Raw genomic sequence first — 25,025 nt, 5'->3', positions numbered from 1 at the left:
TCCGGGTTCCCTAGAACAATTCTAATCTTTGGCATGCCAGATGCCAAGAACGCTTTTTTCTTCGCGCCCACCCATCATCCACCCGGCAGCGAGCGGAAGCCAGTGCGCTTTATTGTCTAGAGATTATGCCCGTTTAGCCTGCCGGACAGGCCGCGGAAATGTCCCATGCCCGAGCTTCAGGTCCGGACCCGGGACACAGCAGAATTCGCTGCCCGGACGTAAATACCCTTGTCCGCGCGCCCCGGTTGCGCTTGGATTGGACCCGGGTCTGGGGAGTTTTCAAAAATGCGAATTTTAGCAGCTTGTCTGCTGGCGATATCATGCGCCGGCTGTGCCTCCGTGACGCGAGGCTGGGAAGAGCAGATCGCGATTTCATCAACGCCATCAGGGGCGGATGCTGTCGTTTCGGGGTCCAGCTATCCGGCGCCGTGCGTGACGCCGTGTTCGATCAAGGTCAAACGCAGCGACGAGATCAGCATCACTTTCAACAAGGACGGATATGAGCCGCAGGTGGTCAACCTGTCGAAAGAGATTGCCTCGAACGGCGCGGTCGGCTTCGCCGGAAATATTTTAATCGGCGGCGGCGTCGGGATGATTGTCGACGGCGCCAGCGGCGCTGCGCTCGACCACAAACCCAACCCGGTCATCGTCACGATGCAGCCGATCGCGCGGCCCCCGGCAGCGCGTCCTGTCAAACGAAAACCGCCCCCGAAACCAGTGAGTTAATCCGCAACGAGTAGGCGCTTGCCTCCCTGTGATACGTATTTTCCGACGACGTCATAGCGGTGCAGAACTCTCCAGCGCCATTGCCACGCCGCAAAGACATGGTTAGCGAAACGTAAACTGCTTACTCCCGATCTCCGCATTTGCCTCAAATTTTCTGAAAGTGTTGTCGGCTAGGAGAAGGCCGCAGCAATTGGAGACTCCCGCATGCCCGCCCGCAAACCATCCCTCAAAGAAACACCGAAGAAACGCAAAGCGACGCCGCATGACGCGTGGATGACCCTCAAGGGCGGATCGGCCAAGCGCAGCGCGGTGCTCGATCTGTCCAATGGGCGCGCCGAGATCAAGGTCCACGAACCCCACCCGATCAACGGCAAGCCGAGCGTCGCCTTCTCCAAGGACGTGCGAAAGATCACCCGCTGCCGCCTGGTGTGGCGCGACGAATCCATCGTCGGCCTCGAATTCATGGTTCCGGTCTGATCTTTCTCGCCTGCCGATCGGCGACCTCGTCGCCGTCCCCCCGTCCCCCGACCTCGTCGCGATGCCGCCTCGTCGTGCAGCTTCGCGCATTATCCAATTGCCGAGGCGTTGGCGCTTCTGCGTAAGCGGTGATATGGCCGTGCTGTAACTTGTGTTGCACCGGCAGACCGCCGATCGTTCGTCTCCCGACCAGAGCCCCCGACGATGCTGACCGCAAAAACTCCGCCCGCCCCTGACGTGTGGGCTGCGACCAAGACCTGGGTCAAAGCAGCTTACATCTGGCGCGGGCCCGACGCGCATCTCGGGCATCGGGCGCGGCAACTCTCCGTCGACATCCTGGTGGTGCTGCTGGTATTGTTTCTGCCGTGGTCGACAGCCCTCGCCTCGGGTCTGGCGATCACGGCGGTGCCCGCGCTTCTGGTGACCGTTCGTCCTCGCCCGCTCTGGGCGGCAGTGAACCGTCCGGCCTGCCTGCTGCCTATCGCATTGTTTCTGCTCGCCGTGGTCGGCATGGCCTGGGCGACCGGTGTTCCGATGCGCGACCGGCTGCATGGCGCCGACCAGCTCGCGAAACTCCTGCTGATTCCGCTGCTGTTCTATCACTACCGGGAATCGCCCCGCGCCAAATGGATCCTCACGGCGTTCGTGGCCTCCAATGTCGTACTGATGATCTATTCGTTCCTGGTGTTCGTGTCGCCGACACTCGCCATCACCATGAAGGTCGATCAGCCCGGCGTGCCGGTGAAGAACTACATCGACCAGAGCCAGGCCTTTGCGCTGTGCGCCATCTGGCTTACCGGCCTCGCGATCGAGGCCTTCAACCGAAACCGAAAATCATGGGCGATCGCCTTCATCGCGATCGCGGCTGCGTTCCTGATCAATCTCGCCTTCATCAATGTGGCGCGCACCGCGTTTTTGTACCTGCCGGTGATGCTGCTGATGCTGATCGCGCGTTATCTCAGCGGCAGGAAACTCCTCGTCGCATTGCTGGCGTGCGCGCTGGTCGGCGCCGGAATTGGAGTGGCCTCGCCCAATCTGCGGCTGAAGGTCTCGAAGATCTTCAGCGAGTATGACGCGTATGAAACCAAGGTGGCCGTCGATGCCAATGTCTCGGTCGCGGCCCGGCTGGAGTTCTGGCAGAAGTCCATCACCTTCTTTCAATCCTCACCGCTCTGGGGGCACGGCACAGGATCGATCAAAACCATGTTCGAGCGCGACGCGGTGGGCAAGACCGGGCTCTCCGCAATCGTGATCGGCAATCCGCACAACCAGACACTCGCTATCGCGGTGCAATGGGGCCTGATCGGCTGTTTCGCCCTCTACGCGATGTGGATCTCTCATCTGCTGCTGTTCCGCCACACCGGATTCGTCGGCTGGCTGGGCGCGCTGGCGGTGGTGCAGAACATCGTCAGTTCGCTGTTCAATTCCCACCTGCTCGATTTCTACCAGGGCTGGATCTATGTGCTCGCGGTGGGCATCGCGGGTGGCACGGCGTGGCGTCTCGGCACGGAGACCGCCCCATCAATGAAGTCCACGGCGGCTCATTCCGCGGCGTGACAATGCCGCAGCCGCCATGGACCGGTTCGCGTTATCGTCCGCTTATTTCACCAGCCTGAACTTGCCGCCCTCAACCTTGATGATGAATGCCGAACGCTGATCATAACCGTTGTGGTCGGTCGGGCTCATGTTGGCGAGGCCGTTGTTCAGATAGACATCCTTGGTCTGCTCGATGCCGTCGCGCAGCGCGCTACGGAATTCGGCCGTGCCGGGCTTGCCGGCCTTCAGCGCCGCCGGCAGCGCCTTCGCCACCAGTTGCATGGAATCGAACACATGCGCGCCGAAGATCACCGGCGGCTGGTTCTGGCTGGCGCGATAGGCCTCGATGTAAGCCGCGGTCACCTTCCGGAACGGATCATTGGCTTCGAGATCGTCCGCCACGGTATAGGCTTCGCCGGCAAAAATCGCGCCTTCGACATCCTTGCCGCCGAGCTTGATGAAATCATCGGTGGCGACGCCGTGGGTCTGGTAGATGGGTCCCTTGTAGCCACGCTCGCGCAACGCCTTCTGCGGCAGCACCGCGGGTGTGCCGGCTGAGGCGATAAAGACCGCATCGGGCTTCGACGCCAGGGTCTTCAGCACCTGCCCAGTGACGCTGGCATCGCTGCGGGCATAGACCTCCTTGCCGGCGATACTGAGCCCGAGTTTCGGCGCCAGCTCCGCCAACACCTTGTAGTAGCCCTCGCCGTAAGCGTCGGACACGCCGATGAAGGCGATGGTTTTGGCACCGGTCTTGGCAATATAAGTGAGCATCGCTGTGGCCATGATGTCGTCGTTTGGCACCACCTTGAACACCCACTTGCGTTTGTCGTCCACCGGCTGAACCAGGATGTTTGAGGCCGCCATGGCCAGCAGCGGCGTCTTGCTCTCGGCGGCGATGTCCAGCAGCGGCAGCGACACCGGCGTCAGCGACGAGCCCAGCAGCACGTCGACCTTTTCATCCAGCACCAGCTTGCGCGCATTCTGCGCCGCCTTGGTCGGATCGGACTCGTCATCGAGCGCGATATAGGTGACCTTCTCGCCGCCGATCTCCCTTGGCAGCGCGGCCACGGCCTTCATCTGCGGTTGCCCGAGCGCGGCGCCCGGCCCGGATGCACTGACGGTGACCCCGACCTTGATGTCTGCGTGGGCCTGACCAGTAGCGAGCAGCAGCGCTGCCGCCAGCAGGCTTGTTCCTAGAAATTGACGCATCGATCTCCTCCCCTGTTTTTATTCAATAAGCGTTCTTTTGTTCAGTAAGCGTTTTTGCCGAACCCGAGATAACTCTCAACCAGTTGGGCATCCTCCGAGATTTGCGCCGGCGTCCCCTGCGCAGTGATGCGCCCCAGCTCCATCACATAGGCGTAGTCAGCGATCCTGAGCGCCGAACGCGCGTTCTGCTCGATCAGCAGAATGGAGACGCCGGCCTCGCGCAGGCCCACCAGGATCTCGAACACATCGCGGATGATGCGCGGCGCGAGCCCGAGGCTGGGTTCATCCAGCATCAGCAGCTTTGGCCGCGCCATCAATGCGCGCCCCATCGCCAGCATCTGCCGCTCGCCGCCGGAGAGCGTGCCGGCCAACTGCCGGTGACGTTCGCGCAGCCGCGGAAACCGCTCCAGCACCGAGGCCAGCGTCTCGGCGCGTTCCGCGCGCGAACGGCGGAAACCGCCGAGCAGCAAATTGTCCTCGACACTCATGTCGGCGAACAGCTCGCGGCGTTCCGGTACGAGGCCGATGCCGCGTTTGACCCGCTGCTCCAACGGCAGTATCGCAGCCGGCTCGCCGTTGAAATCAATCGCGCCCCGGCTCGGGATCAACCCGATCAGGGCGTTGAGCAGCGTGGTCTTGCCGGCGCCGTTGGCGCCGATCACGGTGACCAGGCCGCCCTTGGCGATGCCGAGCGAGACACCGTTCACGACCTCGACATGACCATAGGACACCCTGAGATCGTCGACATGGAGCAGCGGCGCCGTCATTCGACGCCTCCGAGATAGGCCTCGACCACGCGCGGGTTGTCGCGCACCGATGGCGCGTCGCCCTCCGCGATCCGGGTGCCGAAGTCCAGCACCACGAGATGGTCGGCGAGGCTCATGACAAAATCCATGTCGTGCTCGACCAGCAGCACGCTGATGCCCTCCTGCCGCAACTCGCGCAGCAGCCGCGCCAAAGCCTTCTTCTCACCGACACGCAGGCCCGCGACCGGCTCGTCCAGCAGCAGCACCAGCGGATCGAGCGCCAACGCGCGGGCGATTTCCAACAGCCGCAATTGGCCCAGCGACAGCGTACCGACCGGCGCCAGCGCAATCTCGGCGAGCCCGGTGCGCTCCAACTGGCGCGACGCGGTTTCGAACAGGACGATCTCCTCCTTGCGATCAAGGCCGAGGACGGCACGCAGCATCGACGCGCGGCCACGCAGATGCGCGCCGAGCATGACGTTCTCGACCACGCTCATGTCGGGCACCACGGCGGCATGCTGGAACGAACGTCCCACGCCAAGTCGCGCCATCTGCTGCGGCGTGTGTGCGCCAACCTCATACCCCCGAAACAGCACCTCGCCAGCGCTCGGCACCAGCACGCCGGTGATCAGGTTGAAGCTGGTGCTTTTGCCAGCGCCGTTCGGGCCGATCAGCCCGACGATGCGCCCGGCCGGCACCGCGAATGACACATCGTTGACGGCGATCAGGCCACCGAACGCCTTGCGCAGGTCGCGGACCTCGAGCAGCGGCGCATCACGCTCCGGCCGTTCGCGGCGTGACGCGGTGACGACACCGGACGGCGTGCCGAAATCCGGCGGAGCCTGCGCGCCGGCCAGCCTGGTCCACAGGCCTTCGCTGGCGGTGCGCAGCAACAGCACCAGCACCGCGCCGAAAATGATGGTCTCGAAATTGCCCGTGCTGCCGATGACCAGCGGCAGCCATGACTGCAACTGATCGCGCAGCAGGATCACCAATGCGGCGCCCAGCACCGCGCCATAAATCCGGCCGGCGCCGCCGAGCACCGCCATCAGCAGATATTCGGTACCCGCAGTGATGCCAAACGGCCCCGGCGACACCGAGCGCTGGAAGTGAGCATAAAGCCAGCCGGCAAGCCCCGCGAGCATCGCCGCATACAAAAACACGGCGAGCTTCACGGCTGCAGGATGAATGCCGAACGCTTCACCCGCCAGCGAATCGTCGCGCAATGCGCGGATTGCGCGGCCCATCCGCCCGCGTAGCAGGTTGCGCGTGGCCACGATGGCCAGCAGCAGCGCGACAAAGACGACGACAAAATAATCCTTCGCGCCGGTCAGCGCGTGAGCGCCGATGCGCAGTGGCGGGATACCGGACAGCCCGTCATGGCCGCCCAGCCATTCGACATTGCCGAACAGATAGAAAAACGAGATGCCCCAGGCGATGGTGCCGAGCGGCAGGTAATGTCCCGACAGCCGCACCGTGACGGCGCCGATCAAGAGCGCGCAGGCCATGGTGACGGCCACCGCAATCGGCAGCGTCAGCCAGGGCGAGAGACCGAGATGCACCGTCAGCACCGCGCTGGTGTAGGCGCCGAAGCCGACAAAAGCCGCCTGCCCGAACGAGGTCATGCCGCCGACCCCGGTGAGAATGACCAGCCCCAGCGCCACCAGGCTGGCGATGCCGATATCGTTCAGCAGCGCCACCCAGAAATCGGAAACCAGCCCGCTGAACGGCAGCGTGAGCACAACGAGTGCGGCCCCGATTTCGATCCAGCGGTGATGCTGTCTGATCCAGCGCGCCATCAATTGTGGCCCCCGCCGGGCGCCGAGGTCAGCGAGCGCCACATCAGCACCGGGATGATCAGGGCGAACACCAGGACTTCCTTGAACGAGCTCGCCCAGAACGAGAACAGCGCTTCGGAGAAGCCGACGCCGAGCGCGGCCAGCACGGTAAGCGGATAACTGACCAGGCCACCGAGGATGGCGGCGACAAAGCCCTTCAGCCCGATCAGGAAACCGCTGTCGTAATAGACCGTCATCAGCGGCCCGATCAGCACGCCGGACACCGCGCCAAGACCGGCCGCGATGGCAAACGCGACCTGCCCCGCCAGCGCGGTTGGGATGCCTGAGAGCCGCGCGCCGATCCGGTTCGAGGCACAGGCCCGCAGCGCCTTGCCGAACAGCGACCATTGGAAGAACACCGCGAACACGACCAGCAATACGACAGTGACAAGCAGCACCATCACGCTCTGCCCGGTGATCACCAGCGATCCCAGGGTGAACGACTGCGACGACAGCGCCGCGGTGCCAACGCCTTCGGGGCCGAAGAACACCAGGCCAAGGCCCATCAGCGAGAAATGCACGCCGAACGCCGCGATCAGCAGCACCAGCACACCCGATTTCGCGATCGGATCGAAGGCGATGCGGTAGAGCATCGGCCCCATCGGCAGGATCAGCAGCACGGTGAGTGTGCCCGAGAGCACCGGGCCGAGCTTCAACGGCGCAAGCACATTCGCCAGCAGCGCGAGCAGGACGGGCACAACGAGATCGAGTGCGGCAATGCGGACGATCCGCGCCAGCGTGATCTCGCGCCGGTATTGCACGAGTTCCGAGACGGCCGCGAGCACGCCCAGCGCGATCAGCAGCCACACTGTGCCGGGCAGCTTGCCGTTCTCCAGCGCCGCCACCGTCAGGGTGGCGAACGCGACAAACTCGCCCTGCGGAATCAGAATCACCCGCGTGACGGCGAACACCAGCACCAGCGCCAGCGCAACCAGCGCATAAACCGCACCATTGATGATGCCGTCTTGCAGCAGGAACAGGAATATCGTGAGATCCACCCCGAGCGCCGCCTTTCCCCCGATCAGCCGGCACAATGGCCAGGACTGCGGCCTCCAACCTACGATGCCTGCTGGGGGACGTCTGTCCCTAGGGCTAGCGACGGCGCATCGGTTCCTGCATCGCAACATGATTGAGCGGATTGCTCCCCGGGGGACAGTGCATCCCCGGCGCTTCCGGCGCCGCCGCCTTGCTGGTAAAGTTCGGGAAAATAAGGAATTTGGAGGAGACGATGAGCGCGGGTGAAGCTTTCAGGGCAGCCGTGCCGAGGGAGCAGGACGTCGCCGGTGCGGTGCTTGCGATCGGCCGGCCGGGATTTGCCGACACGCTGCTGAGCACGCTGCGCCGTGTCGCCGACGTCGGCCATTGCATGGTGTTTTCGTTCGCCGGCGAACGCTCTGCGCGCTGCCTGCTCGATGTCGGCAACATCCCGATCGGTGGCGATCTCGGTCAGGCCTATTCCGGACATTTCCACCAGGCCGACCCGAACCGCGACACCATCTTCAGCCATCGGACAAGCGCGGCGCCGATCCTGCTGCCGACCTTCGCCCGGCGCATGTACAACGACAGCTACCGCAAGCTGTTTTTCGAGGATTCCGACATCGTCGACAAGTTCGCGACCGCCATCTGGGTCGAGGGCACCTGCTTCTATGTGAACTTCTATCGGATCACCGCCCAGGGGCGCTTCGAGCGGGCGCAGATCGAACGGCTGAAGCGGATCGCGCCGGCGATCAGCGCCGTGGTGGCCCGCCATTTCGAGCAGGCGCCGGCCGCACCAGATACGCCGCGTCAGAACCTGGGCACGCTGTTCGCAACCCATAAGGCGCTCAGTTGCCTGACAAGCCGGGAGAAAGAAGTCTGCCAGCGCATTCTCTCGGGCCTGAGTTCGGAAGCGATCTCGGCCGACCTCGACATCAGCATCCACTCGACGCTGACCTATCGAAAGCGTGCCTATGAGAAGCTCGGGATCTCATCGCAGAACGAGCTGTTCGGCATCGTGCTGAAGCTGTTGATGCAGACGCCGGTGCATGGGTTGAATTGAGTGTGTTTGGTGGAAGGTGCTTCTCCAAACTCAGCGTCATCCGCGGGCTTGACCCGCGGATCCAGCTTAAGCGCTGAATTCGCATGGTGATTTCGAAGAAAGCTGGATTGCCGGGTCAAGTGTTTAGCCCGGAGACATAGCTAACACCTGTTCGGACACATCACTAACAGGTTGGCCATTGGTCAAGTCAAACGTTGCGACCTGCCAACTGGCAAAGAAGATTCCATAGTGCCCGTCACGGTCCAGCGGCCTGATAGCGAGGCGCTCACCAAAGAATGCCTGCGGAACCTTCCACATCCGCCCCTTGAAGGAGATGTAGCTGCGCGTCGACGAGACCTTACGAACGATGTCGCCGCTGTCGTATTGGACTTCGGGAAGTCGAGGCGGCATGGCGCGGGAACTGGGCCGGAAGCGATCGGCAGGGACGTTCATGCCGAGCCCCTGATGAGGACGCTCCAGATTATAGACCATCCGCCAGGCGTCGAAGGCTCGTTGGACTTCCGGCAGGGTGCGGAAGCGACGCATGGCAAACACCTCCGCCTTCAGGGTGCGATGGAAGCGTTCGTTCTTGCCGCGGGCCTGCGGATGGCGCGGTCTGGCATGCACCACCCTGACGCCGAGCTTGAGCAGCCATACCTTCAGTCCGGTCCAATGAACGCCGGACGTGTCGCCCCAGGGTGAGCCGTTGTCGGTGTAGAAGGCCTCTGGCAGGCCATAACGGCGAAAGGTGGCTGTCAGATGTTCCTGCACGGTCAGACGCTGCTCGTTGGCGCAAGCCTTCAAGCACAGAGCATAGCGCGAATGATCATCGACGACGGTCAGCGGATGGCATTCCCTCCCACTGGTGAGCAAGATGTCGCCCTTGAAGTCCATCTGCCACAACAGATTGGGAGCTTCCTTCTCAAAGCGATGGCCCGGGTTTGGCGGCGCATGCTCGCTCGGCTTGATCCGGCCGTTCCGACACAGGATCTGATGCACCGTGGACGGTACAGGCACCGTCTGCCCACCCCGCTTCAGGCAATGGGCAATCTTGCGTGCTCCCCAGGCCGGATGCTTGTCACGAACAGCCAGTACCTGCGCCTCGATTGCAGCGTCGCTGCGCTTGGGCATCGCATGCGGTCGGCGGGAACGATCGGCCAGCTCTTGATCGCCCGTTTGCCAGCGAGCCAGCCATTTGTAGCCGATGTATGGACTGATGCCGAACTGCCGGCAGAGTTCTCGCCGGTTCACTCCCTCTTGCTGTGCAAGCAGCACAAACTCTCGTCGTTGATCCATCGCCGACACCTCGCGCCAGGGCATGGAAAGGGCCTCCCAAACAGGACCAATCCAGCCATTTTGACGTGTTAGCTATGTCTCCGAACACCTGTCAGTGATCTGTCCGGGCTAAACATCAAGCCCGGCAATGACGGAGTGGGGATGTTATGCCTACGCAAACCCCGTCCCAAACCATAGGGACAGACGCCCTGCCCGTCCGGGCCTATCCTCAGCAGCATCGGACATCCGCACCCCGAGGCTTCCGTTGAGCACCGCACCTCACATCGACATCGACCTCGCCGCGTTCTGGAGCGATCCCTATCCGGCGCTGGCGCGGCTGCGCAGGGAGGCGCCGATCGCGTTCGTACCGCAGCTCGGCAGCACGCTGTTCAGCAGCCGCGACGACATCTTCGTCTCGGAAAAGCAGATCGACGTGTTCAGCTCGCACCAGCCCGAAGGCCTGATGAACAGGCTGATGGGCCACAACATGATGCGCAAGGACGGCGACGCGCACATGGCGGAGCGCAAGGCGATCTTCCCAACCATTTCGCCGAAAACCGTGAAGGCGCACTGGACCGCCCAGTTCCAGGCCCATGCGGACCGCATCATCGATACGCTCGATCCAGGGAAGCGGGTCGATTTTGTCAAAGACTTCGCCCTGCCGTTTTCCGCCGAATGCCTGAAGTCGATCACCGGCCTCACCAACATGCGTTTCGAGGACATGAACGCCTGGTCGCAGGCGATGATCGACGGTATCGCCAATTATGCCGGTGACCCGGCGGTGGAGGCGCGCTGCCACGCGGCGACCGCGGGCATCGACGCCGCGATCGACGATATGCTGCCGACACTGAGCAAGACCCCGGATCAGAGCCTGCTCGGGGTCACGCTTGCCGCCGGCATGGCGATGGACAGCATCCGCGCCAACATCAAACTCGCCATCAGCGGCGGCCAGAACGAGCCGCGCGACGCGGTGGCCGGCACGGTGTGGGCGCTGCTGACCCACCCCGACCAGCTCACGCTCGCGCGCGCCGACGAAGTATCGTGGCTGCAGGTGTTCGAGGAATATGCGCGCTGGATCTCGCCAATCGGTATGTCGCCGCGCCGCATCGCCAAGCCCTGGACCATCCGCGACATCGCCTTCGAACCTGATGACCGCGTCTTCTTCATGTTCGGCTCGGCCAACCGCGATGAAAAGCACTTCGTGAATGGCCAGCAGTTCGACGTGCGACGCGATGCCTCCCGGAGCATCGCATTCGGCGCCGGTCCTCATTTCTGTGCCGGCGCATGGGCGTCACGGTCCATGCTCGCCGACGTAGCGTTGCCAACGATCTTTGCACGGCTGAAAAATCTGCGATTGCGTGACGACGAGCCGGTGCGGATCGGCGGCTGGGCATTCCGCGGCCTGCTCAATTTGCTGGTGACGTGGGATGCAACCGTTCCGCGCTGACGGAGCGCAACACCGGTCGAGCGGTCACACCTGCCCCAGCAGCCCCCGCGTCACCTGGTCGAGCTCTTCCGCATAGCGGCGCCGCGCATAGGATTCGGTCAGAAAGCCGATCACCTTGCGACTGCCGCCGGCCTCCGTCACCGCAAGCACCTCGGCCCCGGCATCGTCGAACACCTTCATTGCCGACTTGACGTTCATGGCCGGAAACAGCGTGACGTCCTGAAACTTGATCAGCTCGATCACCTGGATTTCGTCGGCAATGCTGTCGAGATCGCCGGAGAAAAGCTCCGGCAGCAGCACGATGCCGCAATACCTGTTCAGGCCATCGACGGCGATCACCGCCTGGCGCGACCCGAGCAGATATTCACCGCGACACTGGGCAATCGTTGCGGTCGCGGGGATGGACGCGACATCGGTGCGCATCATGCGTTCCACCGTGAGATTGCGAAGCCACCCGACATCGTTGGCGCTGCGAATGGTTTCGCCGCGCAAATGCAGCCGCCAGGTCGAGAAAGAATGGCCAAACAGCGCCCGCACGCACACGCTGGTGACGATGCAGGCCGCCAGCACCGCGGCAGTGACGTCGACGCTGCGGGTCATTTCCAGCACCAGGAACGACATGGTGAGTGGACCACCGACAATCGCGACACCGAGTGTCGCCATGCCGGTGAGCATGCTGGCGAGCGGATCGAGCGGAATGCCGAACATCGGAAGCTGCAGCACCATGGCATAGAGCTTGCCGATCAGGCTGCCGACGAACAGCGATGCGAAAAACAAACCACCGCGAAAGCCCGAGGCCAGCGAGATCAGGCAGGCGCACAGCTTCAGGCCGATGATCATGGCAATGACGTCCATCGCCATGCTGCGATGCAGGTCAAGCACCATCGCGCCGTGTCCCGCCGCCAGCACCTGTGGCGTCAAGATGGCCATCCCGCCGATGCAAAGTCCGCCGATCGGGGTCTTGAGCCAGACCGGCAACCAAGGCTGGTTGAAGACCCGCTCCACCAGCGCCGAGCTTCGCATCACCACGATGCCGACCGCCGCAACGATCAGCGCCAGCACGATGATGGCAAGATATTGCTCACCGGTGACCGCGCCGACCTGAGGCACATTGAGGGAATAAGGCGCGCCGCCGAGCCAGCGTGCGGTAAGGGCCGCCGACAGCGACGCCGCGAGGATCGGCGCCGCGCTCGATACCGAATAGACGCCGACGATCAATTCACAAGCATAGAATGCACCGGTGATCGGCGCGCCGAAAGCGGCGGCGATGGCGCCGGCGGCACCGCAGCCCACGATCAGGCGCAAATCGTTGCGCCGCAGGTTGAAGAAGCGGCCGAGCAGCGATGCCGCCCCTGCCCCGATCTGGGTATAGCCTGCTTCCAGCCCGACCGACGCGCCGCAGCCGTTCGAGATCAGGGTCTGACTGCTGACCACGACGCTGTCGCGCAACGACAGGCGGCCACCGCGCAGCGCATTGGCTTCAATCGGATCGACCGCGTTGGAGATCTTCCAGCGCCGGCGCGACCATTCCATCAGGCCCAGCAGCAGGCCGCCCGCCGCCGGCGCGATCATCGCGGCCCAGGGATTGACGATCTCGTTGGCGCTGAGGCGCACGTCGATCGGAATGCCGAAGATCAGAACATGCGCAACCTGGGCGATCTCGCTCATCAGCGTGACAATCGCGCCGGCCACCACACCGACCAGCAATGCCAGCGGGACCAGAAAGAACTCGTTGCCGCGCAGCAGTGCCCGCAGCGTGGAGAGCACGCCCTTGGAGCCGAGATGGTCGATCAGGCGACCAATCCGTGCAAGCATCAGCACGCAGCATATCCCAGGCAAGACACATGATAAGGCGCATCATGCGCGACGCCCACGATGGCGCCGTTCGGCCACTTCATAGGTTCGAATACCTTGCGCCGCAACACGAATAGTGTCCCACTAGACGCAGACCTCTGTCATTGAATCGGGCGCGCCCCGTCATTAACGGACGCTGAACGGGCGCGCACCCCCGAGCCGCGGATCCGTCCAACGCAGACGCCCGCAACCTCGCTGCCGATGCCTGCGAGCAGCTTGGTTACCTCTCGGAGGCCGCCACATGGCGCAACTCCTAGCTGTTCGCAGCGCATGAACTGCGCAATGGGCCGCCGAAACTCGCAGGCCGCACTGGTGTGCCCGCAGATGCACTGGCGGCGCTGCCGCTGGATGTGTTCTTCGATCTGCTGGCGGTGCGCCTCAACGGGCCGAAGGCGAACGGCAAGCGAATGGTGCTGAACTGGGTTTTCACCGACACCGATCAGTCCATCGTGCTGAACCTGGAGAACTCGGCGCTGGCCCACCGCGCCAAGAAGCCGGTCGCGCACGCCGATGCCACCCTCACACCGACCCGCAAGACACTGAATGCAATCATGCTGCAGCAGACGACGTTTCCGCAGGCCGCCGCCAGCGGCGAGATCACCTTCGCGGGCAATGCCGGCCGGCTGCTCGAATTGCTGTCGCTGTTCGATACCTTCAGCCCGGTCTTCGCCATCGTCGAGCCGTGAGCAGCTCCGGCGAAAAACTCACCCCAACAAAAAAGGCCCCCAAAAGGGGGCCTTTCCTGGTCAACGCCGAATGGGCGTTTACACAGCTTCCTTCGCCGCCTTCACCGGGCGGGCGCGGACGATCTTGCGGGCCGGCTTGGCCTTGAAGGTCATCGGTTCGCCGGTGAACGGGTTGGTGCCCTTGCGCGCCTTGGTGGCGGGCTTCTTGATGACGACGAACTTGGCAAAGCCGGGAACGACGAACAGGCCGTTCTTCTTCAGCTCCTTGTAGCCGACCGTGGCCAGCGTCTCGAGAACGCCTTTGACGTCCTTCTTAGCCAGTTCGGTGGTGGTCGAGATCTGTTCGATCAGCTGCGACTTCGTCAGTTGGGCGGCCATAGTGTCTCCTTGGAAAAAGTGATTCGGACGCAATCACCATATTGCAAATCCGCTATGAAAACCGTCCTTTTCGTGATCTGCACAGTTTTGTTGAGCAAAAAACCCGAAAAAATAGCCTTTTTGGCGATTCGGACCGGCCCGTGGCGCCGAAAATGCCCTCAGCCATAGGCGATCCGCACGCCGGACGAACCGAACAAGGCGCGATCTCCGCGAATCTCAGGCCCTTTGCACCCCCGCACGGGTGGCAACCGCTGTGCTCCGCGGGTTTTTGTGGCATCCTGCGGCTTCATTCTCAGAGCCTGCCCCCCGTGCCAATCGAGCCCATCACCCTTCTTGTTGCCTTCATTGGTGTGTTCGTCATCGCGTTCATGAAGGGCGCGTTCGGCGGCGGCTTTGCCATTATCGGCATTCCGCTGCTGTCGCTGGTGATGGATCCCTTGACCGCCGGCGCGCTGCTGGCGCCGCTGTTCATCGGGATGGACCTGTTCGCGCTGCGCTACTGGAAGCCCTCGACCTGGTCGCGGCCCGACCTTGCCGTGCTGGTGCCCACGCTCGTCATCGGCATCGGTCTCGGCTATGTCGGCCTCCGGTTGCTGGATCATCGGGCGGTGGCCATTGTCATGGCCCTGATTACGCTGTTGTTCGCGGCCCTGTGGCTGCGCAGCGGCGGACAGGTGGTGGTGCGGCCCCGCTCCACGCCCAAGGCGGTCGCGGCCGGCCTCGCCTCGGGCGTCACCACCATGGTTGCCCATTCCGGCGGACCGCCGCTGGCGATGTACCTGCTGCCGTTGGGCATGACCAAGGAGCTTTATGCCGGAACGACCAGTCTGTTCTTCACCGTGGGCAACGCGCTGAAAGCCGTACCCTGGCTATTGCTGGTGAAGCCGACAACGCCGCTCTGGATGCTGATGGCGCTGTGCGTGCCGGCGATCCCGCTCGGGGTGTGGATCGGCTGGAAGCTGCACCAGCGGCTGGACCAGCAACAGCTCTACAAGGCCTGTTACGGGCTGTTGGTGGTGACGGCGCTGAAGCTACTGTGGGACGGTGTTACCGGCTACATGCACTAGCTGGCTAACGAACAGCCTCTCGCTCAAAAAATCCACGAACACCCGCAGTCTGGGCGACAACTGCCGGCTTGACGGCCACAAGGCCCAGAACTGGCCGGGATTGATCATGTCGCCGTCGAGCACGGTGCGCAAGCTGCCCAACGCGATCGCGTCGCGCACCAGGAAATCCGGCATATGCACGATGCCCATCCCACCGATCGCGGCCGCACGAAGCGCCTCGATGTTGTTGCACACCATCGTCACCGGAATCCGCGGTTCGCCCGCACCGGCCTCATGACGCAGCGACCAGTCCTGCAATTTGCCGGTGGTCGGAAAACGAAAGCGCAGGCATTTGTGCTGCGCAAGATCGCCCGGCGTCCGCGGTTCGCCATGGGCGGCGAGATAGGCCGGCGATGCACACAGCACAAAGCGGAATGCGCCGAGACGCCGCGACATCAGCCGGGAGTCCGCGAGTTCGCCGCTGCGCACCACGACATCGAGCCCCTCCTCGATCACGTCCAGGATGCGGTCGTCGAAATCGAGATCGAGCTCGACCTCGGGATAACGCGCGGAAAATTCCGGCAGGATCGGCATCAGGAAGCGATAGCCGATGGTCGGCAGACTGACGCGCAGCCTGCCGCGCGGCACCAGCGCGGACTGCGACAGCATGGCCTCCGCATCCCTGAGCTCGTCGAGCACGCGGCGGCAGCGCTCGTAAAACAGCGCCCCCTCGTTGGTGAGACTGACGCGGCGGGTGCTGCGCTGGAACAGCCGGACACCAACGCTTTGCTCGAGCCTGGCCACGTTCTTGCCGACAGCGGATGCTGACACCCCGAGCAAGCGCCCGGCCGCCACGAAGCTCAGGGTTTCCGCCGTGCGTACGAAGGCGATGAGGCCGCTGAGACTGTCCATGTGGACAGATTAGAGAGTTTTACTCCGTTATCAACGGATATGGCGTCCGTTTATCGTCCAAACGCTCCGTATTAGCGTCAGGCCAACTGCAGTTGCTCCCGATCAGAAGGATGGCCATGACGACACCGAAGCTCCCCCGCTCCCTCCTGGTGGCCACGACGCTGCTCGCCGCCGCACCGACCGCAGCCACGGTGCAGACCCCGCGCGCATTCGTGACCGGCGTCTCCAATCCGGAAGACCTGATGCAATTGCCCGGTACGCCGTGGGTGGTGGTCAGCGGCATGCGCTCCGACAAGCAGCCGGGACGCCTCTATCTGCTCGACACCCGGCACCCCGATACGGCGATGACACTCTATCCCTCGGTCACACCGATCAAGGGCGGCCCCGACGCCGCAGCCTTCGCACCGCACGGCATCAATGCGCGCGCGCTTGGTACCGGGCAATTCGAACTGCTGGTGGTCGACCACGGCGGCAGCGAGGCGATCGACCGTTTTGTGCTGGAGAGCGGCGACGGCGGCCGCCCGACGGTCGCATCCGTCAGCCGCATCGAGCTGCCACCGGGCGCCTGGGCCAACGGCATTGCACCGATGCCCGATGGCGGCTTTGTCATCAGCAGCATGTACGACCCGCGGGACGCATCGTTCATCGACAAGTTCGCTGCGGGCGCCCCCACCGGCGGCGTCTGGCGCTGGTCACCCGATCAGGGCTGGCGCGAACTGCCCTCGCCGCGCCTGTCCGGTGCCAACGGCATCGCGACGACCGCGGACGGCAGGACCATCATCGTCGCCGAATGGGCGTTGCGGCGGATCTGGCGCGTTCCGATCGACGGTGGCGACGCGCATTTCGTCACCACCTCGTTCCTGACCGACAATCTGCGCTGGACCGCCGATGGCGACCTGCTGGTGGCCGGACAGATCGCCGAACCGCGGGACCTGTTCACCAACTCCACCACCGGCAAGCCTTGCCCGATGGGGTTTGCGGTGGCGCGGGTCGATCCGGTGACTCTTGCCGTCACGCCGCTGCTGAACGGAGACGAACAGTCCTTCGCCGCGACCGGCTTTGGCGGCGCCACCGGCGCGGTGGAGATAGACGGCATGCTCTGGGTCGGCAGCTTCACCGGCGAGCGCATCGCGCGCTTTGCGATCCCGGCCGCAGCAAAGGATTGAACGCCGCTCAGCCGTTGCGCTCCGACCGGATCAGATCGCGATAATGATGCGGCAGCCGCATCAGCATCAGGTCCTTGCGGCGGACGACATTGGTCGGATAGGCGCTGTCGAGATTGCTGGTGTCGGCTACGGCTGTCACTATCTCGGCACCATCGGTGATAATCGCCTCGCGGCGCGGGAATTCGAACGTGTCCGGACCAAACACACCGCTGAGACCGGGGTAGCCATTCGCCGGATCGAACACGTTGGCAAAGGCGAGGAACACGTTGTTCTCGCCGGCACGGACCCGGTAGTGATGCCAATGATGCGGATCGGCGCCGGTCGGGATCGGCGCACTCTGCGTCACCGATGTGCCCGCATGCGGCGAGCAGAAGCCGCCCTTGATCGCCGACGGACAGGCGATGATGTCGCAACCGCGCAGCGCAAGAATGCGCCCGGCTTCGGGAAACGCTGCGTCGTGGCCGATCATCAGGCCGATGCGGCCGAGCGGCGTGTCGGCCACCGTCCAGGTGTCGCTGGCGGTGGCCCAGGCGCGATCGGCCTCGGCGAGATGGATCTTGCGATAACGCGCGATCAATCCGTCCGGGCCGATCAGACAGGCGCTATTATAAAGGGTGCCGCCGTCGCGCTCGGCGAGGCCGACCACGAGATGCAGATCGAGCTGTGCCGCCAGCCGGCAGAGCCGATCCGTGGCCGGGCCTGGTATCGGCTGTGCTGACGCGGCGGGATCGGCAAGGCCGCTCAACACGAGTTCGGGACACACAACGAGGTCGGCCGCATGCTGCGTCTTTGCCTGTTCGACAAGGACTGCGATGCGATTGAGATTGGCTTCGACATTGTTGCCGGGCGTCATTTGCGCGACCGTGATACGGGACTGACGTCCCACCGGCCACGGCTTGTGGCCGTAGAGCCCGAAAAAGTCGTGCGGATTCCAGCTGAAGGTGTTGGTCAAGAGCTCCGCATAGAGCGCGGGCCGGCGCTGAGCGAACACCGCTTCGCCGGAGACCTGCCGTGCCCGCGCGAAGTCGAGGTCCATCTCGGCGAGCGCAAAACCGTCGCCGCTGTCGATCACCGCCGGCACGGTGCCATCCGGCGCGATCACGCAGCTACCGCCGCTGAACTGCACGGTGCGCTCCAGCCCCCAGCGGTTGCTCTCGATCACATAGCAGCCGTTCTCGAACGCACGGCTGATCCAGTATGGCGCCGGCGTGCGCTCGGCCAGCCAGTTGGAGATATGGCAGATGACGTCGGCGCCCTGCAGCGCCGCCAGTCGCGCGGTCTCGATGAAGTGGATGTCCATGCAGATCAGGAGCGCGATGCGCCCGATCGGCGTGTCGAACACCTGATGGCCGAGATCGCCCGGCGCCGACCATTTCGGCTCGGAAATGTAAGGATGACTCTTGCGGTGCCAGCCGACCACGCCATCGGGGCCGACCAGCACCGCGCTGTTGAAATAGATGTCGTCGTCGTCGACCTCCGGCAAGCCGACGACGATGTAGCAATCATACTGCCGGGCCAGCGCCATGAAGCGGTCGGTGGTCGGCCCCGGAATCGTCTCGACAAACGGGGCCACCTCCGCGCGATCGAACCAGCAATAGCCGGTGGTGCCCATTTCCGGGGTGACGATGAGGCGGGCGCCGGCTTTCGCCGCCGCCTCGCACAGCTCGAGAAGACGCGCGATATTGCGCGCCTTGTCGAACATCGTCGGCTCGAACTGAACCGTAGCGACCTTGTGAACCCGCAGCATGCCCTGCACTCTCGGCTCTACACTAGGAACGACTTCTTGATCGAGGCTCCGAGGGTGTATTTCGGATCCACCATGTTGCCGAGCCGCACGCGGCCCGCTTGCGTCAGCAGCATGTAGGCGTCGATCTCGTCAAAGCCGTAGTCGGCCGCCATCCAGCGGCAGAGCTCGCGGTAGGCGATGCGGGCCGCATCCTCCATCGGCCGTCCCGAGCCGATGGTCATGATGAACTCGGCGGTCTCCAGCCGCGGCCACTTGATGGTCCAGCCCTTGATCAGGTCGACCTGCACGGTGGTCACGGTCGGATGCTCGATGGCGACGCCACAGAGCTCGCCGTCACCCTGCGCCGCATGGCAATCGCCGAGATACAACAGACCACCCTTGGTGTTGACGGGCAGATACACCACCGCGCCGACGCCGACATCGGGCAGGTCCATGTTGCCCCCGTAATAGTCCGGCACCAGCGAGGAGATCGCCTCGATCTCCGGCGAGGTGCCGATGGTGCCGATGAACGGCTCGTACGGCAGGGTGATCTTGTCGTTCCACTTGGTGCCAGTCTCGGCATCGATGTGCAGCTTCTTCACCCGCTCCGGCAGCGGCTCATGCAGCAGCGCGGTCTGGTCGGTGCTGACAAGGCCGCCGAAGCCCGGCATCACCACCGTGGTGCCACGCGGCTGCGGCCCGCGGGGCACGATGCTCTCGATATAGACGGCGAGCGTATCGCCCTTCTCGGCGCCTTTGACCCAGATCGGTCCGTTCTGCGGATTGAGATAGGGAAAGTTGAGGATCTTCGAGGGACTGTCGGTCTCGTGTTTGATCGCGCCTTCGAAAGCGTCGTGGGTCTCGGCCGAGACCACGGCGCCGGGATCGATGGTCAGCACCGGCTTGACGTAGGGGCCATAGACATAGTGGTACTTGCCCTGCTCGGCTTCGGTGATGGTGTGCTTGGTGCCAGACTTGCCCTTGGCGACGCCTTTGCGGGCCATGATCGAGTTCTCATACCAGGCCATCGATTTGCTCCTTCTGTTGTCTGTTATTGCCGGCGTGGATTGGTTTTCAGACTGCAAGATGACGACGCATCTCGGCGGCGTCGTCGAGGGCGGCGCGATCGAGGCTGGCGACGATGCGCCCCTTGTCCATGACGTAGCAGCGCTGCGCCATGGCGCGGATCATATCGAGGTTCTGCTCCACCAGGATGATGGTCACGCCCGTTTTGCGATTGAGTTCGACCATGTTGCGGGCGATGTCCTGGACGATATTCGGCTGGATGCCTTCAGACGGTTCATCGAGTAGAATGAGATCGGGATCGGCGATCAGCACCCGCCCGATCGCAAGCTGCTGCTGCTGGCCGCCGGACATGGTGCCGGCACGCTGGTGCCAACGCTCCTCCAGGATCGGAAAGGCCTCGACAACGCGCCGACGGCCGGTTTCGGGGATGCCGCCATTGATGGCGGCGCCCACCGCCATGTTCTCGGCCACCGTCAGGCGCGGAAACACGTCGCGGCCCTGCGGCACATAACCGATGCCGAGCCGCGCCCGCCTGTGGGCGGGCAACTGCTCGACGGCTTCGCCGCGATAGACGATGGAGCCGCTCATGGCCGGCACCAGGCCAATCAGGCTTTTCATCAGCGTCGACTTGCCGACGCCGTTGCGGCCGATCACCGCAACGATCTCGCCGTCCCGCACCTCGATCTCGAGGCCTTGCAGCACCGGCTTGCCGCCATAACCGGCGCGCAGTGCCAGTGTCGACAGGATGACTTCCTTGCGGGCGGCTTCGTTGTCCATGGGCTTATGCATGCGCCGGCTCATGAGCTTGCCCCAGATAGATCGCGGCGACCCGCTCGTCGGCCACGATCTCGTCGATGGTGCCCTGGGCGAACACCTGTCCGAGATGCAGCACAGTGACTTTGTGCGCGACCTGCCGCACAAAGGCCATGTCGTGTTCGACCGCGAGCACGGTCATGCCTTCGGCATTGAGCCGCTGTACCATCTCGCCGGTCAAGTGGGTCTCTTCCGGCGACATGCCAGCGGTCGGCTCGTCGAGCAGCAGCAGGCGCGGCTTAAGACTGATGGCCATTCCGATCTCGAGCCACTGCTTCTGGCCGTGGCTGAGATTGCCGGCGAGTTGCGCCTGTTCGCCCGCCAGCCCGAGGAAGGCGAGCAGACGATCGATCTCGTCTTCAAGGGAAGCGCCACCGTGCAGCCGCTGCACGGCGATCTCGAGGTTCTGCCGCACGGAGAGGCCCTTGAACACGCCGGGCACCTGGAACTTGACCGACAAGCCGCGGTGAATCCGCGCAAAGGATTTCAGCGCCGTGATGTTCTCACCGGCAAAAACAATATCGCCACTGCTGGGATGATGCTCGCCAAGGATCAACCGAAACAGCGTGCTCTTGCCGGCGCCATTCGGCCCGATCAGGCAATGGATCTCGCCGGCCTCCAGTACCAGGTTGACCGAATTGGTGACGTGCAGGCCGCCGAAATGCTTGTTCAGCCCGCGCAGCTCCAGCAGCGGCATCAGAGCTCTCCCTTGCCGCGGCGCGTGACCAGGCGTCCGATCAGGTTCATGGCACCGAGCACAAGGCCGTTGGGTGCGATCAGCACAGTCAGCACCAGCAGCAGACCCATCACCACCAGCGCATACTGGCTGCCGTAGATGGTCAGCGCCTGGAACGCCAGCAGCACCACCAGGGTTCCAATCACCGTCGACGTCAGGTCGGAGCGGCCGCCGACCGCGACCCAGATCAACGGCAATGCGGCCGCCGTCATGCCCATGCTCGACGGCGTGATGTATTGCCCCCAGGTGGTGTAGAGCACACCGGACAAGCCGGCGAGCGCGGCCCCGATCACGAAGGTGATCAGCTGATACTTGCGCACGTCGTAGCCCAGCATCTCCGCGCGTTCCGGATTCTCCCTGATGGCGACAATGACATTGCCGAACGCCGAGTTCATCAGGATGCGCAGGCCCAGATAAATCGCGAGCAGCAGGCCGAGCACGAAATAATAAAGCCCGATATCGGCGAACAGCACGATATCGCCGCCGGGCCAGGGAATCGTCAGCGGCGGCATGGCGCTCATGCCGTTGAAGCCGTTGAGCCGTGCTGCGCCGATGCGCCACTCCGGGCCCGCGGTCTGCGCCATGAAGCGCTCCAGCATCAGGGTGACCGCGAGAGTCACGATGCCGAGGAAGACGCCGCTGATGCGGCCGAAGAACATGAAGTAGCCGAGCAGCAGCGCGAACAGCGCCGCAAACCCGATTGCCAGCACCAGCGCCAGCAGCGTGAAGCCGTAAGCCGAGCCGAAATTGATGGTGAGGATGCCATAGCCGTAGCCGGCGATGCCGAAAAACGCAGTCTGGCCGAAACTCAGCGCGCCACCATAGCCCCAGATCAGGCAGAGGCTGAGCGCGATGAACACCCAGATAAAGAAGTAGACGGTGTTGCCGACGGTGTAACCGTCGCTGAACAGCGGATAGACGCAGGCAGCGGCGACAACGGCTGCAAACGTGGCCCAGAATGCCGGGCCGCGGCCGACGGTCTGCGGCCCTTCGAGATGACGGAACAAGCGAAGCAAGGCGGTCACGCAAATCCCCCTCAGGTCCGCTCGCGCAGCAGGAAACCGGAAATGCCCTTGGGCAGCACCCGGATCACCAGGATCACCGCCACCAGCAAGCCGATCTGGCCGAACAGCTGCCCCTGCCAGGATGTCATGCCCGATTTCACCACCGCAAGCACGGCCGCGGCCGGCGCCGTCCCGAGAAACACGTCGGCACCGCCCACCACCACGGTGACGAAGGCCTCCATGATGAAGGTGGCGCCCATGGTCGGCACCAGCGTCATGGTCGGCGCGTAGAGGCCGCCGGCGAGGCCCGCGAGGCCGGCTCCGCAGGCAAAGGTGAGGCTGTAGATCAGTCTGATATCGACGCCGAGCGCGGCGGCCATGTGCGGTACCTGGATGGTGGCCCGCGCCAGCACGCCAAAGCGCGTCCAGTTGAACAGCATGTAGAGGCCGCCCAGCACCGTGACCGCGGAGACGAACAGCACGATGCGATAGATGGAATAAGAGTATTGGCCGACCTGGAAACTGCCGAACGGGGTGCCGACCCCGGCCATGGTCGAGCCCAGCACGATCAGCGTGCCTTGGGTTGCGATCAGGCTCAGTCCCCAGGTGGCGACGATGGTGTCGAGGGGACGATCGTACAGGTGCCTGATCACGACAAGTTCGATCAGTGCGCCGACCAGCGCGGACACCGCGGTGCCCAGTGCGATCGCCAGCGGCAGCGGCAGGCCGGCGTGGGCCGCGGACACCGTGACATAGGCGCCGCACATGATGAACTCGCCGTGGGCGAGATTGATCACACCCATCATGCCGAAGATCACCGCAAGCCCGCAGGCCGACAGCACCAGGAATGCAAAGGCGTCGCCGAATTGATAGAGGGCGGAGAATGCGAGGGTCGCGATGTCCATGAACCAACCGGAGTTGAGAAGATTGATCGTACGAAGAGGCTTCAGCGGATCGAATTGAGATGGACACCTATTCCGTCATCCTGAGGTGCGAGCCTTGCGGTGCACTTGCACCGCGAGGTGAGCCTCGAAGGATGAACGGCCGAGGCCTGGGCCGTCGCCCTTCGAGGGCCGCTGCGCGGCCACCTCAGGGTGACGGATCACGTGAGGCATCACCCCGGCGCGCAGCAGCAAACGCCGGGGTGACTGTCCAACCGCCGACTCAGGGTTTCGGCGGCGGGTTCGACGGCGTGTATTGCGCCATCGGATCCTTCTTGGTCAGGTCGCATCCCGCGTCACCCAGCCAGTAGGGCTTGATGTCCTCCCAGATTTTCGGGAACGAGATCGAGTGGTCGGCGCCGACTTTCGCCAGATAGATGGTGTGGGACATGTGCTGGCTCTTCGGATCGATGCAGACCTTGCCTTCCGGCGCATCCATGCAGACGTCGCCCTGGGCGATCACCTTGCGGATCTCCTCGCGCTTGGTCGACTTGGCACGTTCAACCATCTGCTTGTAGAGATAGACGGCGAGATAGGAATTCTCGGCTTCCTGGTTCACATAGGGCTCGTTCGGAAACTTGGCCTTGAACTTGGCAAGGAACGCCTTGCTCTCCGGGGAGTCGATCTCTTCGATGTAGTTGGTGGTGACGTACATGTCCTTCAGGCTCGGCGGCTTGAAGCGCTTGTGCTCGTAGCCCTGGCCGACATTGACCGAGGAGGCCATCGGCAGGTTGACGTTGGCGGATGCGGCCTGCTCGTAATAGGAAGCCTGGGCGGTTCCGACCAGCAGGGTCACGACGAAATCGGGTTTCGCCTTCTGGATGTTCTGGATGCTTTGCGAGAACTGCGACACGCCAAGCGGGATGAACTCCTCGCCGGCCATCTGGCCGCCGTTCTCCTTGACGATCTTGCGGACCCATTCGGCCGAGATCTGGCCGAAATTGTAGTCGGCGGCGAGTGTGTAGACCTTCTTGCCGTACTTCTCCATCATGTAGGGAATGAGAGTGGAGAACTGCTGCTCCGGTACGGCACCGGTGACGATCATGTGGCCATCGCAGACGCCGCCTTCATACTGGTTGTTGTAGAAGGCAAAGCCGTTGAACTGGTCGACGATCGGACGATAGGCCTCGCGCGACGCCGACGAGAATCCGGCGAACACCACGTCGACCTTGTCCCGCTGCAGCACGCGCCGCATGAATTCCTGATAACGCGTGTTGTCGGACTGGGTGTCGTAGATGACCAGCTCCAGCGGCCGGCCCGCGATGCCGCCGGCCTTGTTGATCTCTTCCGCCGCCAGCTGGATCGCATGCACCTTGCCGATGGTGGCCGCGGCAAAGTCGCCGGACTGGTCCTCCAGCACGCCGAGCTTGATGGGATCGGCGGCGAAGGCCGAGCCACAATTGAGGACAAGCGTCCCCGTGAGGGCTGCGGCACGCAGCCCTCGCAACACGTTTTTAGTCATG

At 63.7% G+C, this 25,025-nt stretch carries 23 protein-coding genes and 1 pseudogene; 9 read left to right on the top strand and 15 right to left on the bottom strand.

Annotated features, from left to right (window positions below; genetic code table 11):
- The first annotated feature begins 228 nt into the window (after window positions 1-228).
- The 3 genes from RS897_RS24260 to RS897_RS24250 all read left to right on the top strand — a co-directional run bounded on the left by RS897_RS24260 (window position 229) and on the right by RS897_RS24250 (window position 2,760).
- A complete protein-coding gene (locus RS897_RS24260) occupies window positions 229-726 on the top strand; it encodes a peptidase associated/transthyretin-like domain-containing protein (protein ID WP_407654290.1) in 498 nt (165 codons plus the stop codon).
- 204 nt (window positions 727-930) lie between these two features.
- The gene (locus RS897_RS24255) at window positions 931-1,203 is read left to right on the top strand and encodes a PilZ domain-containing protein (RefSeq protein WP_315831261.1); all 273 of its coding nucleotides are present in this window, start codon (window positions 931-933) and stop codon (window positions 1,201-1,203) included.
- 204 nt (window positions 1,204-1,407) lie between these two features.
- Window positions 1,408-2,760 carry an O-antigen ligase family protein gene (locus RS897_RS24250; RefSeq protein ID WP_315831260.1) on the top strand — a complete coding sequence of 451 codons (1,353 nt, stop codon included), beginning with the start codon at window positions 1,408-1,410 and terminating at the stop codon, window positions 2,758-2,760.
- Between the two features lie 42 nt (window positions 2,761-2,802).
- On the opposite strand, the gene RS897_RS24245 is transcribed toward RS897_RS24250, so the two are convergent.
- From RS897_RS24245 to RS897_RS24230, 4 genes are read right to left on the bottom strand one after another with little or no spacing between them, the layout of a single operon-like run.
- A complete protein-coding gene (locus RS897_RS24245; protein ID WP_315831259.1) occupies window positions 2,803-3,951 on the bottom strand; it encodes an ABC transporter substrate-binding protein in 1,149 nt (382 codons plus the stop codon).
- Between the two features lie 41 nt (window positions 3,952-3,992).
- Window positions 3,993-4,718: an ABC transporter ATP-binding protein gene (locus tag RS897_RS24240; protein WP_315831258.1), complete on the bottom strand. Its 726-nt coding sequence runs from the start codon at window positions 4,716-4,718 to the stop codon at window positions 3,993-3,995.
- Window positions 4,715-6,496 (bottom strand): branched-chain amino acid ABC transporter ATP-binding protein/permease, encoded by a 1,782-nt coding sequence (locus RS897_RS24235; RefSeq protein WP_315831257.1) that lies wholly within the window; start codon window positions 6,494-6,496, stop codon window positions 4,715-4,717. Before RS897_RS24235 ends, RS897_RS24240 begins: the two co-directional genes overlap by 4 nt.
- Window positions 6,496-7,533 carry a branched-chain amino acid ABC transporter permease gene (locus RS897_RS24230; RefSeq protein WP_315831256.1) on the bottom strand — a complete coding sequence of 346 codons (1,038 nt, stop codon included), beginning with the start codon at window positions 7,531-7,533 and terminating at the stop codon, window positions 6,496-6,498. The genes RS897_RS24235 and RS897_RS24230 overlap by 1 nt, the downstream gene beginning before the upstream one ends.
- Window positions 7,534-7,763: 230 nt before the next feature.
- On the opposite strand from RS897_RS24230, the gene RS897_RS24225 reads away from it, so the two are divergent.
- Window positions 7,764-8,573 carry a helix-turn-helix transcriptional regulator gene (locus tag RS897_RS24225; protein ID WP_315831255.1) on the top strand — a complete coding sequence of 270 codons (810 nt, stop codon included), beginning with the start codon at window positions 7,764-7,766 and terminating at the stop codon, window positions 8,571-8,573.
- 123 nt (window positions 8,574-8,696) lie between these two features.
- Here the strand turns inward: RS897_RS24225 and RS897_RS24220 are convergent, their stop codons facing one another.
- Window positions 8,697-9,872, bottom strand: a complete 1,176-nt coding sequence (locus tag RS897_RS24220; RefSeq protein WP_315831254.1) for an IS481 family transposase — start codon at window positions 9,870-9,872, stop codon at window positions 8,697-8,699.
- A 220-nt stretch (window positions 9,873-10,092) separates the two neighbouring features.
- Here RS897_RS24220 and RS897_RS24215 point away from each other — a divergent pair, with 220 nt between their 5' ends.
- The gene (locus tag RS897_RS24215; RefSeq protein ID WP_315831253.1) at window positions 10,093-11,274 is read left to right on the top strand and encodes a cytochrome P450; all 1,182 of its coding nucleotides are present in this window, start codon (window positions 10,093-10,095) and stop codon (window positions 11,272-11,274) included.
- A gap of 24 nt (window positions 11,275-11,298) precedes the next feature.
- On the opposite strand, the gene RS897_RS24210 is transcribed toward RS897_RS24215, so the two are convergent.
- Window positions 11,299-13,089 (bottom strand): chloride channel protein, encoded by a 1,791-nt coding sequence (locus tag RS897_RS24210; RefSeq protein ID WP_315838725.1) that lies wholly within the window; start codon window positions 13,087-13,089, stop codon window positions 11,299-11,301.
- A gap of 209 nt (window positions 13,090-13,298) precedes the next feature.
- On the opposite strand from RS897_RS24210, the pseudogene RS897_RS42315 reads away from it, so the two are divergent.
- Window positions 13,299-13,385 (top strand): annotated as a pseudogene (locus tag RS897_RS42315) (alkyl sulfatase dimerization domain-containing protein); the annotation flags it as partial.
- A 57-nt stretch (window positions 13,386-13,442) separates the two neighbouring features.
- Window positions 13,443-13,814, top strand: coding sequence for an alkyl sulfatase C-terminal domain-containing protein (locus RS897_RS24205; protein ID WP_315831252.1), 372 nt, complete (start codon window positions 13,443-13,445; stop codon window positions 13,812-13,814).
- Between the two features lie 78 nt (window positions 13,815-13,892).
- Here the strand turns inward: RS897_RS24205 and RS897_RS24200 are convergent, their stop codons facing one another.
- The gene (locus tag RS897_RS24200; RefSeq protein ID WP_315831251.1) at window positions 13,893-14,192 is read right to left on the bottom strand and encodes an HU family DNA-binding protein; all 300 of its coding nucleotides are present in this window, start codon (window positions 14,190-14,192) and stop codon (window positions 13,893-13,895) included.
- Window positions 14,193-14,500: 308 nt separating this feature from the next.
- On the opposite strand from RS897_RS24200, the gene RS897_RS24195 reads away from it, so the two are divergent.
- Window positions 14,501-15,259, top strand: a complete 759-nt coding sequence (locus RS897_RS24195) for a sulfite exporter TauE/SafE family protein (RefSeq protein ID WP_315831250.1) — start codon at window positions 14,501-14,503, stop codon at window positions 15,257-15,259.
- Here the strand turns inward: RS897_RS24195 and RS897_RS24190 are convergent.
- Entirely contained in the window at window positions 15,224-16,150 is a 927-nt protein-coding gene (locus RS897_RS24190) for a LysR family transcriptional regulator (RefSeq protein WP_315831249.1), read from the bottom strand. The two genes, RS897_RS24195 and RS897_RS24190, sit on opposite strands and share 36 nt — an antisense overlap.
- Window positions 16,151-16,266: 116 nt before the next feature.
- Between RS897_RS24190 and RS897_RS24185 the strand changes: the two genes are divergently transcribed.
- A complete protein-coding gene (locus RS897_RS24185) occupies window positions 16,267-17,316 on the top strand; it encodes an SMP-30/gluconolactonase/LRE family protein (RefSeq protein WP_315831248.1) in 1,050 nt (349 codons plus the stop codon).
- A gap of 7 nt (window positions 17,317-17,323) precedes the next feature.
- Here the strand turns inward: RS897_RS24185 and RS897_RS24180 are convergent, their stop codons facing one another.
- The 7 genes from RS897_RS24180 to RS897_RS24150 all read right to left on the bottom strand — a co-directional run bounded on the left by RS897_RS24180 (window position 17,324) and on the right by RS897_RS24150 (window position 25,024).
- Complete coding sequence (locus RS897_RS24180) at window positions 17,324-19,063, bottom strand: nitrilase-related carbon-nitrogen hydrolase (protein WP_315831247.1); 1,740 nt, start codon at window positions 19,061-19,063, stop codon at window positions 17,324-17,326.
- Between the two features lie 17 nt (window positions 19,064-19,080).
- Window positions 19,081-20,070 carry an acetamidase/formamidase family protein gene (locus tag RS897_RS24175; RefSeq protein WP_315831246.1) on the bottom strand — a complete coding sequence of 330 codons (990 nt, stop codon included), beginning with the start codon at window positions 20,068-20,070 and terminating at the stop codon, window positions 19,081-19,083.
- 46 nt (window positions 20,071-20,116) lie between these two features.
- The gene (locus RS897_RS24170) at window positions 20,117-20,857 is read right to left on the bottom strand and encodes an ABC transporter ATP-binding protein (protein WP_315831245.1); all 741 of its coding nucleotides are present in this window, start codon (window positions 20,855-20,857) and stop codon (window positions 20,117-20,119) included.
- Entirely contained in the window at window positions 20,850-21,578 is a 729-nt protein-coding gene (locus RS897_RS24165) for an ATP-binding cassette domain-containing protein (RefSeq protein WP_315831244.1), read from the bottom strand. The genes RS897_RS24170 and RS897_RS24165 overlap by 8 nt, the downstream gene beginning before the upstream one ends.
- Window positions 21,578-22,642, bottom strand: a complete 1,065-nt coding sequence (locus RS897_RS24160; RefSeq protein WP_315831243.1) for a branched-chain amino acid ABC transporter permease — start codon at window positions 22,640-22,642, stop codon at window positions 21,578-21,580. The genes RS897_RS24165 and RS897_RS24160 overlap by 1 nt, the downstream gene beginning before the upstream one ends.
- 11 nt (window positions 22,643-22,653) lie before the next feature.
- On the bottom strand, window positions 22,654-23,526 hold the full coding sequence (locus RS897_RS24155; RefSeq protein ID WP_315831242.1) for an ABC transporter permease subunit: 873 nt from the start codon (window positions 23,524-23,526) through the stop codon (window positions 22,654-22,656).
- Between the two features lie 259 nt (window positions 23,527-23,785).
- Window positions 23,786-25,024, bottom strand: coding sequence for an urea ABC transporter substrate-binding protein (locus RS897_RS24150; protein ID WP_315831241.1), 1,239 nt, complete (start codon window positions 25,022-25,024; stop codon window positions 23,786-23,788).
- Window position 25,025: the final 1 nt, after the last annotated feature.

Source organism: Bradyrhizobium prioriisuperbiae (genome assembly GCF_032397745.1).
In the GTDB taxonomy this organism is placed as follows: Bacteria; Pseudomonadota; Alphaproteobacteria; order Rhizobiales; family Xanthobacteraceae; genus Bradyrhizobium_A; species Bradyrhizobium_A prioriisuperbiae.
The sequence above is the reverse complement of the archived record's forward strand: the minus strand, read 5'-3'. Positions and strand labels throughout refer to the sequence as shown.